11 protein-coding genes and 1 pseudogene are annotated in these 15,986 nt (G+C 34.5%); 9 read left to right on the plus strand and 3 right to left on the minus strand.

Annotation, left to right across the window (positions count from 1 at the left end):
• Positions 1-94 precede the first annotated feature (94 nt).
• The 3 genes from JE46_RS05620 to JE46_RS05630 form a co-directional block, all read right to left on the minus strand.
• The gene (locus JE46_RS05620) at positions 95-718 is read right to left on the minus strand and encodes a bifunctional nuclease family protein (RefSeq protein ID WP_031454281.1); all 624 of its coding nucleotides are present in this window, start codon (positions 716-718) and stop codon (positions 95-97) included.
• 162 nt (positions 719-880) lie between these two features.
• Positions 881-1,849, minus strand: a complete 969-nt coding sequence (locus JE46_RS05625; RefSeq protein ID WP_031454282.1) for an electron transfer flavoprotein subunit alpha/FixB family protein — start codon at positions 1,847-1,849, stop codon at positions 881-883.
• 133 nt (positions 1,850-1,982) lie between these two features.
• Positions 1,983-2,729 (minus strand): electron transfer flavoprotein subunit beta/FixA family protein, encoded by a 747-nt coding sequence (locus JE46_RS05630; RefSeq protein ID WP_031454283.1) that lies wholly within the window; start codon positions 2,727-2,729, stop codon positions 1,983-1,985.
• A 536-nt stretch (positions 2,730-3,265) separates the two neighbouring features.
• On the opposite strand from JE46_RS05630, the gene JE46_RS05635 reads away from it, so the two are divergent.
• The 9 genes and pseudogenes from JE46_RS05635 to JE46_RS05670 all read left to right on the plus strand — a co-directional run bounded on the left by JE46_RS05635 (position 3,266) and on the right by JE46_RS05670 (position 15,982).
• Positions 3,266-4,243: a pyruvate dehydrogenase complex E1 component subunit beta gene (locus tag JE46_RS05635; RefSeq protein WP_031454284.1), complete on the plus strand. Its 978-nt coding sequence runs from the start codon at positions 3,266-3,268 to the stop codon at positions 4,241-4,243.
• Positions 4,244-4,312: 69 nt separating this feature from the next.
• The gene (locus JE46_RS05640) at positions 4,313-6,814 is read left to right on the plus strand and encodes a DUF5686 family protein (protein WP_031454285.1); all 2,502 of its coding nucleotides are present in this window, start codon (positions 4,313-4,315) and stop codon (positions 6,812-6,814) included.
• A 260-nt stretch (positions 6,815-7,074) separates the two neighbouring features.
• Positions 7,075-7,674 (plus strand): DNA-3-methyladenine glycosylase family protein, encoded by a 600-nt coding sequence (locus tag JE46_RS05645; RefSeq protein ID WP_031454286.1) that lies wholly within the window; start codon positions 7,075-7,077, stop codon positions 7,672-7,674.
• Between the two features lie 133 nt (positions 7,675-7,807).
• On the plus strand, positions 7,808-8,338 hold the full coding sequence (locus JE46_RS05650) for an inorganic diphosphatase (protein ID WP_031454287.1): 531 nt from the start codon (positions 7,808-7,810) through the stop codon (positions 8,336-8,338).
• A 109-nt stretch (positions 8,339-8,447) separates the two neighbouring features.
• On the plus strand, positions 8,448-10,997 hold the full coding sequence (locus tag JE46_RS05655) for a sodium-translocating pyrophosphatase (protein WP_031454288.1): 2,550 nt from the start codon (positions 8,448-8,450) through the stop codon (positions 10,995-10,997).
• A 253-nt stretch (positions 10,998-11,250) separates the two neighbouring features.
• A complete protein-coding gene (locus tag JE46_RS24665; protein WP_317041401.1) occupies positions 11,251-12,207 on the plus strand; it encodes a contractile injection system protein, VgrG/Pvc8 family in 957 nt (318 codons plus the stop codon).
• Between the two features lie 41 nt (positions 12,208-12,248).
• A pseudogene (locus tag JE46_RS24785) lies at positions 12,249-12,893 on the plus strand (phage baseplate assembly protein V); the annotation flags it as partial.
• Between the two features lies 1 nt (position 12,894).
• Positions 12,895-14,829 (plus strand): phospholipase effector Tle1 domain-containing protein, encoded by a 1,935-nt coding sequence (locus JE46_RS05665; RefSeq protein ID WP_031454289.1) that lies wholly within the window; start codon positions 12,895-12,897, stop codon positions 14,827-14,829.
• On the plus strand, positions 14,786-15,982 hold the full coding sequence (locus tag JE46_RS05670) for a DUF2931 family protein (RefSeq protein WP_167343419.1): 1,197 nt from the start codon (positions 14,786-14,788) through the stop codon (positions 15,980-15,982). The genes JE46_RS05665 and JE46_RS05670 overlap by 44 nt, the downstream gene beginning before the upstream one ends.
• Positions 15,983-15,986 lie beyond the last annotated feature (4 nt).

The raw sequence follows: 15,986 nt of genomic DNA on the forward strand, positions 1-15,986 counted from the left end.
AGCTTTAGGCTTTTTCCTAATTGCTTTTAGCTTGTTTTTTTATGTTTTGTGCTTTAAGCTTATTGCCTAAAGCTTATGGCTTATAGCCTTAAAATTATCTTCTTGAAATTTCGTCTCTTATTTTTGCTGCTTTTTCATAATCTTCCTGAGAAACAGCCTGATCTAAAAGTTCGTTTAGCTCTTGTAAACTGTGTTTAGCATAAACATCTCCGGATTGATTGGTTTCTTCTTCATGCCCAAAAGTTTCAGGATTAGAAAGTACATCGTCAAGTTCCTGAGAACCCTGATCAGCGTCAGCAGTATTCGATTTCAAATAAATTCCTGCTTTATCTAAAATATTTTTATAAGTAAAAATCGGAGCGCTAAACCTCAATGCCAAAGCAATTGCATCAGATGTTCTTGCATCAATAATTTCTTCGATTTTATCTCTTTCGCAAATTAAACTTGAATAAAAAACGCCGTCAACTAATTTGTGAATAATGACTTGTTTTACAACGATATCAAATCTTTCAGCGAAATTTTTGAATAAATCATGTGTTAATGGGCGAGGAGGTTTAATTTCTTTTTCTAATGCAATAGCGATTGACTGGGCTTCAAAAGCACCAATAACAATTGGTAATTTTCTTTCGCCATCGACTTCGTTCAAAATTAAGGCATAAGCGCCATTTTGAGTTTGACTGTATGAAATTCCTTTTATTGATAGTTTTACTAGACTCATATATGTTTGTAAAAAAGGCACTTAGTACCTCATTTTAATACTTTTTTTGATTCGAAATAAAGGTGCAATTTTAATCAAAAAATATGGAACAAAAAAGCCACCTAAAGCAAAGATACAATTATCTTGTTTTTAGGTGGCTATATTTTTATAGAGATTTTTAAATTATGAATGCTGTGCTTTAAAAGCTTTTAATTTCTCAATTAAATTTGGCACGATTTCAAATGCGTCTCCTACTATACCATAATCTGCTACTTTAAAGAAAGGAGCTTCGGGATCACTATTTATAACCACTTTTACTTTTGATGAGTTGATACCTGCGATATGCTGGATAGCTCCTGAAATTCCAACGGCAATATATAAATTTGTGGCAACTGGCTTGCCTGTTTGTCCAACGTGTTCACTGTGAGGTCTCCATCCTAAATCAGAAACTGGTTTAGAGCATGCTGTTGCAGCTCCCAATACAGCAGCTAAATCTTCGATTAATCCCCAGTTTTCAGGACCTTTTAATCCGCGTCCACCAGAAACTACAATGTCAGCATCAGCGATAGATACTTTACCGCTTACTTTTTCGACAGATTCTACTTTTACACCAAAATCATTATCTCCGATTGTAGGATTAAAATCTTCTTCTGTTGCAGATCCTGTACTTTCAAAAATTCCGTAAGAGTTTTTAGCAAGTCCAAGAACCTTAATATCTGTGCTAATTTCTGTTATGTTGAAAGCTTTGTTTGAAAAAGCATTTCTTTTTACCTGAAAAGGAGCTGTACTAACTGGTAATCCAACCACATTTGAAGCAAAACCGGCTTCTAAAGAAACGGCTACCAATGATGAAAGATAAATACTGTCTGTTGTTGAAGAAAGCAAAACTAATTTAGTCCCTTCTTTTTGAGCTGCCTGTTTAATTACATCAGCGTAAGCTTTCGCTGTAAAGCCAGCTAATTTCTCATTGTTTACTTTTAAAACTTTATCAACCCCGTATTTAGCTAATTCGCTAACATCACTCATGTTTACAGCCAAAGCCGTAACAGTAGTGCCTAATGACTCAGCTACTTTTTTAGCATAAGAAGCTAATTCAAAAGCTACTTTTTTAAATTTTCCTTCTGCAGATTCTGCATATATTAATATTGACATAATTTTTATTTTTAGTTATAAAGTTTAAAAGTGTAAAGTCATAAAGATAAATATTATTGATTTCCCCTTTTGACTTTCGACTTTTGACTTTCGACTTTTGACTTTCGACTTTTGACTTTCGACTTTTTGACGGTTAGATTACTTTCGTTTCGTTGTGTAATAAATTGATTAGCTCATCTAAGTTATCTGCAGGAACTAATTTTACTGCTGATTTAGGAGCTGGTTTTTCAAATTTCACTGCCTTAGTGTTTATCGGTGCATCAACAGGCTCAAGAATCGTAAGGGCTTTTGTTCTTGCTGTCATAATTCCTCTCATGTTAGGAATACGAAGATCTTTTTCTTCAACAAGGCCTTTTTGTCCTCCAATGATTAATGGAAGAGTAGTGCTTACTGTTTCTTTTCCACCGTCGATTTCACGAACTGCTTTTACGTTATTACCATCAACAGTCAAACTTGTGCAGGAATTTAAGAAGTTTGAACCTAAAATTCCGGCAATCATTCCGGGAACCATTCCGCCATTATAATCTAAAGATTCTTTTCCGGCAATTACTAAGTCGTATCCGCCATTTTTGATTACTTCGGCTAATTGTTTTGCAACAAAAAATCCGTCAGTAGGATTTGCATTTACACGAATCGCTTCGTTTGCACCTATTGCCAAAGCTTTGCGTAAAGTTGGTTCAGTATCAGGACCTCCTACATTTACAACGGTTACGTTAGCTCCTTGTTGTTCCTGAAACCAAATTGCACGTGTTAAACCAAACTCGTCATTAGGATTAATTACATATTGTACACCATTGGTATCAAATTCTGAGTCGCCATTGGAGAAGTTGATTTTTGAAGTAGTATCAGGCACATGGCTGATGCAAACTAGTATTTTCATAAGTATATATTTTGAATTTATAATATGCTTTTACAAATTTAGAATTTAATTTGGAATAATTATACTATGCACGCATAATATTTTTAAAAACTATTACGATTTCGCTTAAGACCGGAAAATATAAAGAGTGTTAGATTAAAAACATTATTTTAGAATGATTTAAAAGTGCCGTTTAGAAAGATTTTTATTGCAAATATTAAATTTTCAAATAGTTGTGATTTTTAAAAAGTAATTTCCGTTTTTTAAAACTTTGTATAATTATAGCCTGCTTCTTTTGATTGCACTACTTAAAAGAAACTTTTAGCATTGAAGAATCCAACAAATTATAATAAGTTTGTCTGAAAAAAATAATTATTTGAATAATCTTTATAAAGAAATCGATTTCGTAATTAAGGAAAAGGTACTTTTTAGGTTGAAAACAGCAGTAAACTATAATTAATGCAGAATCTTCCTTTTTTTTAGACTTAATTTATGCTTTTAAGTTATTTAAAATATTTATTTTTGCTCATCAGAAAAAAAGAACATAATATACAACTATGAGAACAATACAATTTAGAGAGGCCATTTGCGAAGCGATGAGCGAAGAAATGCGTCACGATGAATCCATATATTTAATGGGCGAAGAAGTTGCAGAATATAACGGAGCATACAAAGCTTCAAAAGGGATGCTTGCTGAATTTGGCGAAAAAAGAGTAATTGATACTCCAATTGCTGAACTTGGTTTTACAGGAATTGCAGTAGGTTCTGCAATGAATGGTAACCGACCAATTGTAGAATATATGACTTTCAACTTCTGTTTAGTTGGTATTGATCAAATTATAAATAATGCTGCTAAAATGCGTCAAATGACAGGTGGACAATTTAATGTGCCTATCGTTTTTCGTGGACCAACTGCTTCTGCAGGTCAATTAGGAGCAACTCACTCTCAGGCTTTAGAAAACTGGTTTGCTAACACTCCGGGACTTAAAGTTGTAGTTCCTTCGACACCTTACGATGCTAAAGGACTTTTGAAATCAGCTATCCGTGATAATGATCCTGTAATCTTCATGGAATCTGAGCAAATGTATGGTGATAAAGGAGAAGTGCCGGACGGAGAATATACAATTCCGTTAGGAGTTGCCGATGTTAAACGTGAAGGAAAAGATGTTACGATTGTTTCTTTTGGAAAAATTATCAAAGAAGCTTTTATTGCTGCTGATGAATTAGCCAAAGAAGGAATCTCTTGTGAGATCATCGATTTAAGAACCGTTCGTCCAATGGACAATGAAGCGATCTTAAAATCAGTTAAAAAAACAAATCGTTTGGTTATCTTAGAAGAAGCCTGGCCATTTGCCAGCATTTCATCTGAAATCACCTATATTGTACAAGAACAGGCTTTTGACTTTCTTGATGCGCCAATTCAGCGTATTACAACAGCTGATACACCAGCACCTTATTCTCCTGTTTTACTAAAAGACTGGCTGCCAAATGCAGCTGATGTAGTAAAAGCAGTGAAAAAAGTAATGTACAAATAATAATACATACAAAATTCATAAAAACTTCATCAGTCATAGTTCATTGATGAAGTTTTTTTTTGCCGTAATATGAAAAGAATAATTTTCCTTAGTCTGTTTTTTGTATTTGCTTTTGCAAATAATGTTTTAGCGCAAACTAAAGTGAGTGGAATTGTTATGGACAAATCCAATCAGCCTATTCCGTTTGCAAATGTTGTTTTTAAGGGCTCAAATACGGGTATCGTTTCAAATGAAGATGGTCGTTTTTATTTAGAATCGCCAAATACTTATACTGCTTTACTGGTTACTTCGGCAGGATTTTCAGATAAAGAAATTCCTTTAGAAAAAGCTGTAAACTATGATTTTAAGATTGTTTTAAACGAGCCCGAAGCACTTAGTGAAGTTGTAATTTTTACAGGGAAAACATCAAAAAAGAATAATCCGGCATTGGATATTTTGAGAAAAATATGGGAAAGGAAACGTAAAAACGGTCTCTACCAATTCAATCAATATCAAATGCAGAAGTACGAAAAAGTCGAATTTGACATGAACACTATTGATAGTGCTTTTATGAAAAATAAACTTTTTAAAGGAATGGAGTTCGTTTTCAAGCATGTGGATACTTCTGATGTTACCGGAAAAACCTATTTACCAATTTTCATCAACGAATCTGTTTATGATGTTTACGGGGATAATAAATTAAAAAAAGTTAAGGAAAATATTACAGGAAACAAAATGTCCGGATTCAATGGGAATCAGCAGATTTTGTCTTTTGTAAAAGATCTTTATTCTGACTATAATATTTACGACAATCATCTTAAATTTTTCGATAAGAGTTTTACAAGCCCACTTTCGAAAACGGGAATAGATGTTTATAATTACGTACTGAAAGACAGTGCTTTTATAGATAAAAAATGGTGTTATAATATTGTTTTTTATCCAAGACGTAAAAACGAATTAACGTTTAAGGGAGATTTCTGGGTAAACGATACCACTTTTGCTATCAAGAAAATTAATATGGGTGTTACCAAAAGTGCCAATATTAACTGGGTAAAAGATATCTACATTGAACAGGAATTTGAAGTTGAGAACGACTCTGTTTTTCTCTTAACCCGTGACTATATGATGTCTGATTTTGCTTTAAACAAAAAGGAAAAATCAAAAGGAGTTTATGGAAAACGAACGACTTTGTATCGCAATCATAAATTCAACATTCAAAAACCGGAAAAATTTTATAAAGAAGAAGTCAATTTTATAGACAACGCTGTTTATCAACGACCGGATGAATTTTGGGAAGAAAATCGTTTTGAAAAGCTAAACAAGGATGAGCAGGGTATTTATAAAATGCTCGATACTTTACAGACAGTCAAGAAATTTAAACAGCTTTATAGTTTAGTTTCGATTTTAGGAAGTGGTTATGTCGAATTTAAAAACTTTGATTACGGACCTATCTTTTCAACCTTTGGTTATAATGAAGTCGAAGGTTTACGATTAAGAGTTGGAGGAAGAACCTATTTTGGACCAAATGATCCTTGGCGTATACAAGCCTACACTGCCTATGGTTTTGATGATAATAAGTTCAAATATGGTGTTTCAGGAAAATGGATGGTTGATAAGAAAAACCGGGTAATTATTTCTGGCGGAAACAGGCGCGATATTGAACAAATAGGCGCGAGTTTAACCACTACAAATGATGTTTTAGGAAGAAGTTTTGCTTCTTCGGCTTTGTTTACAACAGGAAGCAACGGAAAACTAACCAATATTAATTTGAGTAACGTTTCTGTTGAAATGGAGGCTAAGAAAAACTTTATTGTTTCAGCAGGTTTTTCGTATAGAACGTTAGAATCGGCATCTCAGACATTTAGTCTGGACTATTATAAGGTTCTGCCGTCTGCTTCAGATCCGTCTGGTGTGATTGAAAATAAAGTGACACAAACTGAGGCCAATATCCAGTTCGAATTTATGCCAAATCGTAAAACCATTGGTTATGGGGTAGAGCGTGATCTTGTTGATAGTCCTTTCAGTCATTTCTTTGTGAATTTCAGTTATGGACTTAAAGGAGTTATGAATAGTGATTTTGCTTATGAAAAAGTACAGTTATTTTATAGACAGCCCATTATTATAGGACCATTAGGAAGAACAAATATTACCCTTGAAACTGGAAAAACTTTTGGTGCCATTCCGTTAGGATTAATGAGTGTAATTCCGGGGAACCAAACGTATTTTACAATCGAAAATACATTTAGCAACCTGAATTTCTATGAATTTGTAACGGATCAGTACACAACATTGCAATGGAATCATGATTTTGGAGGAAGATTGTTTGCCCGTATTCCATTTATGAGAAAACTGAACTGGAGAGAGTTTATAGGTGTCAGAGCCGTTCATGGAACAATTTCTGATGAAAATCGTGCTTTAAACGCGTCAGGATTACCTTATAATGCTCCGGAAAAAGTATATTGGGAATATAATGCCGGAATTGGAAATATCTTTAAAGTTTTCAGAATTGATTTTTCATGGAGAGGTAATTATTTGAATATGCCGGATGCTGCTAAATTTGCAGTAAAAGGATCTTTTGGATTCTATTTTTAAAGATTTTAATAAGATTAAGTAAAGTTCAAACTTTTAATAATCTCGCAAAGACGCCAAGTCGCTAAGTTTTTAAATTCTTTGCGTCTCTGCGCCTTTGCGAGATTCTTTTTTTATTTAATTTTAGAAGCTAATCCCGCTATCCGTTTCAAATGAAGTTGACTGAATTCCGATTAAAATAAGATTTAAGTGAAGTAATCTTTTATTTTTTAAAGAAAAAATAAAAGGATTTCCTCTACTATCGGGGCTAAAAAAATCACGTTATGCAAGAAGCTATTGATTATTTATTAACTAAAAATCCAATATTTCAGCAAATCATAGAGAAATATGGATTGCCAACAATTCCTAAAAGACCTCAGGGTTTTGAAACTTTAGTTTTATTAATTCTCGAACAACAGGTTTCTATAGATTCGGCGAAAGCAACCTTCTTAAAAATTAAAAATTATACAATTTGCAATCCCGAAACAATGTCGGTTTTGGCAGACGAAGAGTTTAGAATGCTTGGGGTAAGCCGTCAAAAAACAAAATATATCAAGATTCTTTCAGAAGCAGTTTTGGATAAAAAATTAGCTATCGAAAGCCTCGCGTCAAAATCGGCAAAAGAAGTTCGGGAAGAACTCATTAAATTAAAAGGCATAGGAAACTGGACAATCGATATCTATTTAATGTTTTGTCTTCAGGAGCCGGATTTGATTCCGCTTGGTGATATTGCAGTCATAAATACGATCAAAGAATTATTGAATATTCATGACAAAGAGGAGATGGAAATCCACACTGAACAGTGGAGCCCGTACAGGTCTTATGCGACTTATTTGCTTTGGCATTATTACTTAAATAAGCGAAATCGCAAGATTACATATTAACTATCTGTTATATAAAAGGAAAGTATATTAATTAATGAATAAAGTATATAGATTAATGTATTTTTTTCATTGTAAAAAAGGATTCTTTGGGTTACTTTTGCAATCGAAATTATAGAAATAATAAAAAGTAAAAATGACCGCAGACAAACTAACAACTTTCGATGTATTAATCGAAATACCAAGAGGAAGCAGAAATAAATATGAGTACGATTTTGAAATCAAAAGAATGCGTTTCGACAGAATGTTATTCTCTTCGATGATGTACCCTGCAGATTACGGATTTATTCCTGAAACTTTAGCTCTTGACGGTGACCCTCTTGATGTATTGGTTTTGATCAACGAACCAACTTTCCCTGGATGTGTGATAGAAGTTAAGCCAATTGGAGTTTTCCACATGGCAGATGATAAAGGTCCGGATGAAAAAATTATCTGTGTGCCGGTTTCTGATCCAATCTGGAATTCATTAAACGACCTTTCTGATATTAACGGACACTTATTGAAAGAAATCGAGCATTTCTTCCAGGTTTACAAAGACCTTGAAAACAAAAAAGTAGATGTAGAAGGATGGGGAGACGTAAACGAAGCATTCGCTATTATTAAAGAATGTACAGAGCGTTTTAATCAAATTGAAAATAAACCGGAAGGATTATTTAGTATTAAATAATTTAAGGCATCATATTTTGTAAAAAAAGCAATACTTCGTTAAGAGTATTGCTTTTTTTTTTAAATTCGTTAGAGTTAGTTTGTTGACTATTAACCAAAACCAATAAAATATGAATGCATTTATGATTTACCTGCCTATTGCAATGGCAGTTTTAGGATTACTTTTCATGGGAATAAAAAGGAGTTGGGTTTTAAAACAAGATGCCGGCGATGGTAAGATGAAAGAAATCTCAGATCACATTTACGAAGGAGCCTTAGCCTTCTTAAAAGCCGAATATAAACTATTGACCATCTTCGTAATTATTGCAAGCTTAGCTTTGGCAGGAATTACTTTTATTCCAGGTGTAAAAACACATTTATTAATCGTAGTTGCATTTATTTTTGGAGCATTATTTTCAGCTTATGCAGGTAACATCGGGATGAAAATCGCAACCAAAACAAACGTTAGAACCACTCAGGCAGCCAGAACAAGTTTACCACAGGCGTTGAAAGTTTCTTTTGGAGGCGGAACCGTAATGGGACTTGGAGTTGCAGGTTTGGCAGTTTTAGGCTTAACCACCTTTTTCATAATATTCTTTAATCTTTTTTCTGGCGGAGTCTGGAAAGACACCGAAACAATGACCGTAGTTCTTGAAACCTTAGCAGGATTTTCACTTGGTGCAGAATCAATTGCATTATTTGCCAGAGTTGGAGGCGGAATCTACACAAAAGCAGCCGATGTTGGGGCTGATTTAGTTGGTAAAGTTGAAGCAGGAATTCCGGAAGATGATCCTCGTAATCCGGCAACAATTGCAGACAATGTTGGTGATAATGTTGGAGATGTTGCCGGTATGGGAGCCGATTTGTTTGGATCTTATGTGGCGACTGTTTTGGCAGCAATGGTTTTGGGGAATTATGTGATAAAAGATATGGGTGGAAGTATCAATGATGCTTTTGGCGGAATTGGTCCAATTTTACTTCCGATGGCGATTGCCGGTTTCGGAATTTTGTTCTCCATTATTGGAACGACATTAGTCAAAATTTCAGATGATAATGCTAAAGAAGCGCAAGTTCAAAAAGCGTTAAATATAGGAAACTGGATTTCTATTGTTTTAACTGCAGTAGCTTGTTTCTTTTTAGTAAAACACATGCTTCCTGAAACAATGCAGATGACTTTCTTTGGAGAAGGATCAAAAGATATTTCATCATTGCGTGTTTTCTACGCTACTTTAGTCGGATTAGTGGTTGGTGGAGCAATTTCATCCGTAACAGAATATTATACAGGATTAGGGACAAAACCAGTATTAGCGATTGTTCAGAAATCATCTACCGGAGCCGGAACTAATGTAATTGCAGGTTTGGCAACAGGAATGATTTCTACTTTTCCAACCGTAATTTTGTTTGCTGCGGCGATCTGGATTTCGTATGCTTTGGCTGGATTTTACGGAGTTGCTTTAGCGGCATCTGCAATGATGGCAACAACAGCCATGCAATTGGCAATTGATGCTTTCGGACCAATTTCAGACAATGCGGGAGGAATTGCAGAAATGAGCGAATTGCCAAAAGAAGTTCGCACCAGAACAGATATTTTAGATTCAGTAGGAAACACAACTGCTGCAACAGGAAAAGGATTTGCGATTGCTTCTGCGGCTTTGACTTCATTAGCCTTATTTGCAGCATATGTTACTTTTACGGGAATTGACGGAATCAATATTTTCAAAGCGCCGGTTTTAGCGATGTTATTTGTCGGAGGAATGATTCCGGTTGTTTTCTCGGCATTAGCGATGAACTCTGTTGGAAAAGCAGCGATGGATATGGTGTACGAAGTGCGTCGCCAGTTTAAGGAAATTCCGGGTATTATGGAAGGAACCGGAAAACCGGAATATGGAAAATGTGTTGAAATTTCTACAAAAGCCGCTTTACGCGAAATGATGCTTCCAGGGATTTTAACAATTGGTTTTCCAATTGCTATTGTACTTTTAGGAAAATTGGTTTATATAGACAATAATCAGTTAATTGCTGAAATGTTAGGAGGGTATATGGCCGGAGTTACCGTTTCAGGAGTACTTTGGGCTGTTTTTCAGAACAACGCAGGAGGTGCCTGGGATAATGCGAAAAAATCTTTTGAAGCCGGAGTAATGATCAACGGCGAAATGACTTATAAAGGTTCTGATGCTCATAAAGCAGCAGTAACCGGAGATACTGTTGGAGATCCGTTTAAAGACACTTCTGGGCCTTCAATGAATATTTTAATTAAACTGACTTGTCTGATAGGATTGGTGATTGCACCAATTTTAGGTGACGGACATGCTTCGTCAGATATTGCCGCAAAAGGTTCCTGCTGTAAAATGGAAATGCATGCAGGTGGAGTGTCTAAATGTGGAGATATGTCTGGCATGACCAAAGCAGAATGTATTAAAATGTGTAAAGAAAAAGGCTGCTCTGAAGAAGAAACAGCAAAATGCCTGGCTCATTTTGATGCAAACGGAAAATACGTTCATCAAAAAACAGATTGTTTTGATACCAGTAAATATGATAAAAAACGTGTTGAAGTTAATTTGGCTACCGTAAACGGAGTTACCACAGGAACTTTAACAAAAACAGAAAATGGCAAAACAACTACTGAAGTTTTTGAAGGAAGTGAAGCGGAGGTAAAAGCAAAAATTGAAGCTGCCAAATAAAAAAACTTTGAAATATAAATGATTATAGAAAATTATTGAGCATACTAATATAAAGTTTGAATTCATAGAACTGTCAACGCTGTAAGATTTTTGTTTTACAGCGTTTTTTTTTTGCAGTATAAATTAGGCTTTATAGCTGTAGCTTTAATATGTAAAAAAAACCGTATAAATTATAAGGAAATATATTTGGATAATTAACTTTAAGGGTTGTTTTTGGAAATAAATTCTTACTTAATATATCACCAAATAACTTATGGGACATTTTTCAGAACAGGTACATATCAGCATAGGGAGCTTTACCCAAAATGTAGTTTATCATAATTTAGAACTGTCCCAAAAGATGGCAGATCACCATCATTTTTCTTTTGTATGGCAATATACAGGCAAAGCGATTATAAATCCGGCAGATCAGGCAAAGGCTTTGCGAACATATCTTGGAGATGAAGTTATCTTTACCTTCAAAAGCCTTACCGGAATCCGGTTGATGAGCAAAGGAATCATTACAGAATTATCTTCTATAGATCTTCATGGCAGCGCCGAAGGATTGCATGTAAAAGGTATTAGCCATACTATCGTTCTGGATGACATGAAAAAATCAAGAACCTACCAGCAAAGAGGGATGGATAATATCGTATTGGATATTTTAGCAGAAGGTCCTGGAGAGTTTTACGAAAGAGATGCTATAAAATCTACCTATCTTCAGGAGTTCAAATATATGGCTCAATATAATGAAACCAATTTTGATTTCTTAAAACGATTGGCCAGACGTTACGGGCAATGGTTTTATTTTGACGGAATGCGAATGCAGTTCGGACAAACCAAAACCAGTAAAATAAAACTCATCAACGGATCTTCGCTGCATGGTTTTAAAATCCAGACCAATATGGCTTCCCATAAAATTTCTTTAGGAGGGTATGATTACAATGGAGCTGCCAATATTCGTAATTCCTCAGCAAGAACATCCTCAGGAAGTAAAGACAGCTTCTCTGCTGTTGTAGGTCATAACCAGGGAACCGTTACCCAAAACGATTTGAATAATGGAGCTTACACGACCAATGCCCAAAGCAGTGAAGAAATCGAAGAAATGGTCAAACTGCAAACTGCAGGTAGCGACGCCAATAGTGTGTATTACAGCGGAACCTCTTATTTTCCGTTAGGACTTGGACAGGTTTTCAGCATCGTAAACCAAAAAAAGATCCGGAAGGATTAGGACGTGTAAAAGTACAGTTCAACTGGGCAGGCGGAAACAATTCAAGTGAATGGCTTCGTATGATACAGCCACATTCAGGTTCAGGAAAAGGATTTTACTTTATTCCGGAAATTGGTGAAGAGGTTTTAGTAGGTTTTGAAGGGAGCAATGCACAGAATCCGTATGTTTTAGGAACACATTACAACGGCATAGAAAGTTCCGGTTATAGTTCGGGTGGTAATGATCAAAAAGTAATTCATACCCGTTCAGGTACTAAAATGGTTTTTAATGATGCAGAAGGCAGCATTTTAATAGAAGATCCTAGTGGAAATACTTATCAAATGGATGGAAAAGGCAACATCAATGTTAATGCACCAAATAGAATTTCTTTTAATTGTACTGATATGGATATTAATGTTTCTAATAATTTATCAACTTCGGTAGGTGTTAACAAAACCGAAACTGTGGGTGTAGATGCCATTGAAACAATTGGAGGCATAAAGACAGAAGTCGTTACGGGAAATAAAAACAGCACAATTGCGGGTAATTTTATAGAAAGAGTAGAAGGTAATTTAGAATCTCATACAGTCAAGGAACTCATATTTAATGGTGATAAAGATGTTGTTATTTCTTCAGTGGAAGAATTTACAAAACATTCACAAAAACAGATCATTCATAATAGTTCAGAACCTAGTAATTTCTATTAGTATGAAGGAGAGAAATGTAAGTGGTAAAACACAAATTACTTCCGATGGGAAAATCACTTTTTATTCTAATGGAAGCATTATTACAAATGCAAAAAAAATAAAAACATTTGCAGATCAGGACGGTGTTAAATTAGATGTAAAGCCAGAAAAATTAACGACAAATTACGTCGAAAGTGACGACTCTGTAAATGTTTATATAGGGATGTTTTTTGATGGGACAGGAAACAACCGGTATAATTCTGAAAAAACATATTATTCTAAAGTCGATTCTAATGATAAGTTTTATAAAGCAGACACGATTCCTTCCAGTTTTAAATTTGTAAAAACCGTTAAGGATAAAAATAATAAAGAAGTTAATGTTAAAGTAAAAGTGTTAGATAGAGACAGCTACTGGAATCCGTATTCTAATATTGCAAAACTTTTTGATTTGTATAAAGAAAAAAAGAATTTTGAAAGAGATAAAACATCTGAAAATGGAGGTCATCCAGAATATGGAGATTATGTAATTCTAAAACAATATGTAGAAGGGATAGGTACCAAAAAAGATGAAGAAGATGATATTTTGGGTTCAGCGTTTGGGCGGCATGACTGGGGCATAATCGGACGTGTAGAAGAAGGTATTGAAAAATTGATTAAATTACAATTTAGTGCTATCCCTAAAACCAAAAAAATTAATAAAATAGTTTTTGATGTTTTTGGTTTTAGCCGGGGCGCAGCAGCAGCCAGGCATTTTTGTAATGAAGTGAAGAAAAAGGAAGTGTATGAAAATGAAATGGTCAATGACCCTTATGATAAGTATCCAATGCCTTCGGGAAAAATCATATTAAGAAGACATGCAGGAGGATTGCTTGGGCAGCACTTAAAAGACAACGGATTCGTGCCGGCAGGTAAAACATACGAAATAGAGATTCGGTTTTTAGGTGTTTTTGATACTGTAGTGGGTGATATGGTGGTCAGGGACAATTTAGGATACAAACTTTCGGTTATTCCGGGAATCGGAATCGTGACTAGTATAGGGCAAGCGATGTTACAAACGATAAAAACAAGTCTGACAGGTTTGGGCATAAAAAAAGTATTTCATATTGTGGCTCAAAACGAGTGGAGAGAAAATTTTGCACTCACTCCTACAGATGCAGGTTATACGTTGTACATGCTGGGAGCTCATTCTGATATTGGAGGCGGCTATGCAAGTCTTGATAAATATAAAACAGTGGTCGATTATTTTGATGTTCCTGTTGATAATACTACGATCTTAGCAGAAAAACAAAAAGTAAAGGAATTTTATACAAGCCGTTATTTTTCTAAAGATAAAGCAGAAATTAATATCGTTAATACCTACGATCACTATCAGGAGGTAACAGCAGAGCCATTGTTTGATGATGGGTTTCCTGTAATAGAAAGCAATGAGGTACAAAGACCTGGAGATTACGTATCTCCAAAAGAATGGATGTACGATCCGACCAAAAAACACATGCTTAGCGAAAGAAAAATATCAGACCATTATATGATAACCGATGAGCGGGTAATTTCAAATAAATACAGTTTAGTGCCTATGTATGTAATGCTTCAGAAAGCAATTGATAATGGCGTTCCATTTTATGAAAATTATGAATTGAGTCCTAATGATATACCTAATAGTTTTGAACATGAAATCCCAGAAAATGACACTGTGCTAAAAGACTATTTAGCAAAAATGATTGATATAAGCAAAAAACAAGCTAATGAGGTTTATAATCTTCCTGTCGAAATGTATAGTCATATTTGCAATAAGTATGTACATTTATCGGCTCATTATGGTGGTCTGGATGCCCTTTATTCTAAAACCGGGGATCATTATTTATTAGGAAACTACGGTTTTATAAACCATCCTGTAGCATATTCAAAAGATGAAAATGGAAATATCAGTTATAAAAGAAAAATTTATGAGAATCGTTAGTTTTATTTTTTTACTACTTGGTTTATTGGCAAGTTGCCAATCCCCCAAAGATAAAGCAAAAGACCAGGATAAGTTTAATTGGAATGCTGGTATTTCTGCACCAAAGAATTATACTTATGGAGCTCCATTTGTAGAATATTTATATAAAGGGAAAGGGATTGGTGGTGCTTCTGCTAGCATTGCGTCAGCTCAAGGTTGGGGAATAACAAGTGGAGGCTATACAGGAGGAGCTAAATTTAAACCAGTTCCCGATAGTGTTTTTGTAAAATGGCGTTGTGGTTTTGATTTAATAAATTACGAAGGAGGTTTTAAATTGCCTAGAAAGAAGATGCTTGAATTATTCAGCAAAGGGATTATAGACCCATTTAGTGGAAGAAAGGAAGATTATGCAGTTTTGGTTGCAGGTATGGCACCTGGTGGTAATGTGACAATTTGGATGCAGGCAAGTGGGATAAATACAGAAATTGTAAAATTCAAAGCTAAAAAAATAAGCCAAGATGGACGATATGATGCTCATTCCGTTTCTCTTTGGTCTTCGAAAGGATATGAAGCCAAAGATATTTTAAAGTATATAAGTTTTCATGGCGTGCCATATAAAATTTGGGAAACTGGTGAAAAAGAGTATAACTATGATATTGGGTTTAGCAGTAGAGAAGAATCTTATGGTTATCATTTGACATTTAATGCAAAAGATGGCTCTTGGTTTTCATTAGACAAATCTGATTCATTTGTTCCTTGGGGCGAAAAAGAAATAAGAACAAAAAATATTGTAGAAAAAAAGCATAAATCTCCTGTTCAATTAGATATTAGCTGGTACACTTATGAAAAAAACTATAAAAACAGACAATGGTATAGTGGTAAAATAATTTTGCCCCAAAATTTAGAAAATCTTTTAAAATCAGGAATTTTTAAAAGATTACTTATACGTATTGAAAAAGATGAACATAAAGATGCTGTATTTGGTACATTATCATTAAATGGTAAAAATGTAGAAAAAAAAATTATGGTCTTTAAACTTGGAAGATATGATTACAAAATAGAAAAGCAACTATCCCCGGAATATATATTACCAAAAGATTTTATATTTCCTAAATGGGAGAAAGGCAAAGAGCCATTAAATACACCAGATGTTGATTATTGGCAAGAGCAATAAAGAA

It is taken from the genome of Flavobacterium chungangense LMG 26729 (assembly GCF_000735715.2).
Classification (GTDB): domain Bacteria; phylum Bacteroidota; class Bacteroidia; order Flavobacteriales; family Flavobacteriaceae; genus Flavobacterium; species Flavobacterium chungangense.

Coding starts and splice junctions, on each gene's coding strand:
- JE46_RS05665 (WP_031454289.1), top strand. CDS start 12,895: ATGAAGGAGAGAAATGTAAGTGGTAAAACACAAATTACTTCCGATGGG.
- JE46_RS24665 (WP_317041401.1), top strand. CDS start 11,251: ATGGGACATTTTTCAGAACAGGTACATATCAGCATAGGGAGCTTTACC.
- JE46_RS05620 (WP_031454281.1), bottom strand. CDS start 718: ATGAGTCTAGTAAAACTATCAATAAAAGGAATTTCATACAGTCAAACT.
- JE46_RS05655 (WP_031454288.1), top strand. CDS start 8,448: ATGAATGCATTTATGATTTACCTGCCTATTGCAATGGCAGTTTTAGGA.
- JE46_RS05630 (WP_031454283.1), bottom strand. CDS start 2,729: ATGAAAATACTAGTTTGCATCAGCCATGTGCCTGATACTACTTCAAAA.
- JE46_RS05670 (WP_167343419.1), top strand. CDS start 14,786: ATGGAAATATCAGTTATAAAAGAAAAATTTATGAGAATCGTTAGTTTT.
- JE46_RS05635 (WP_031454284.1), top strand. CDS start 3,266: ATGAGAACAATACAATTTAGAGAGGCCATTTGCGAAGCGATGAGCGAA.
- JE46_RS05625 (WP_031454282.1), bottom strand. CDS start 1,849: ATGTCAATATTAATATATGCAGAATCTGCAGAAGGAAAATTTAAAAAA.
- JE46_RS05640 (WP_031454285.1), top strand. CDS start 4,313: ATGAAAAGAATAATTTTCCTTAGTCTGTTTTTTGTATTTGCTTTTGCA.
- JE46_RS05650 (WP_031454287.1), top strand. CDS start 7,808: ATGACCGCAGACAAACTAACAACTTTCGATGTATTAATCGAAATACCA.
- JE46_RS05645 (WP_031454286.1), top strand. CDS start 7,075: ATGCAAGAAGCTATTGATTATTTATTAACTAAAAATCCAATATTTCAG.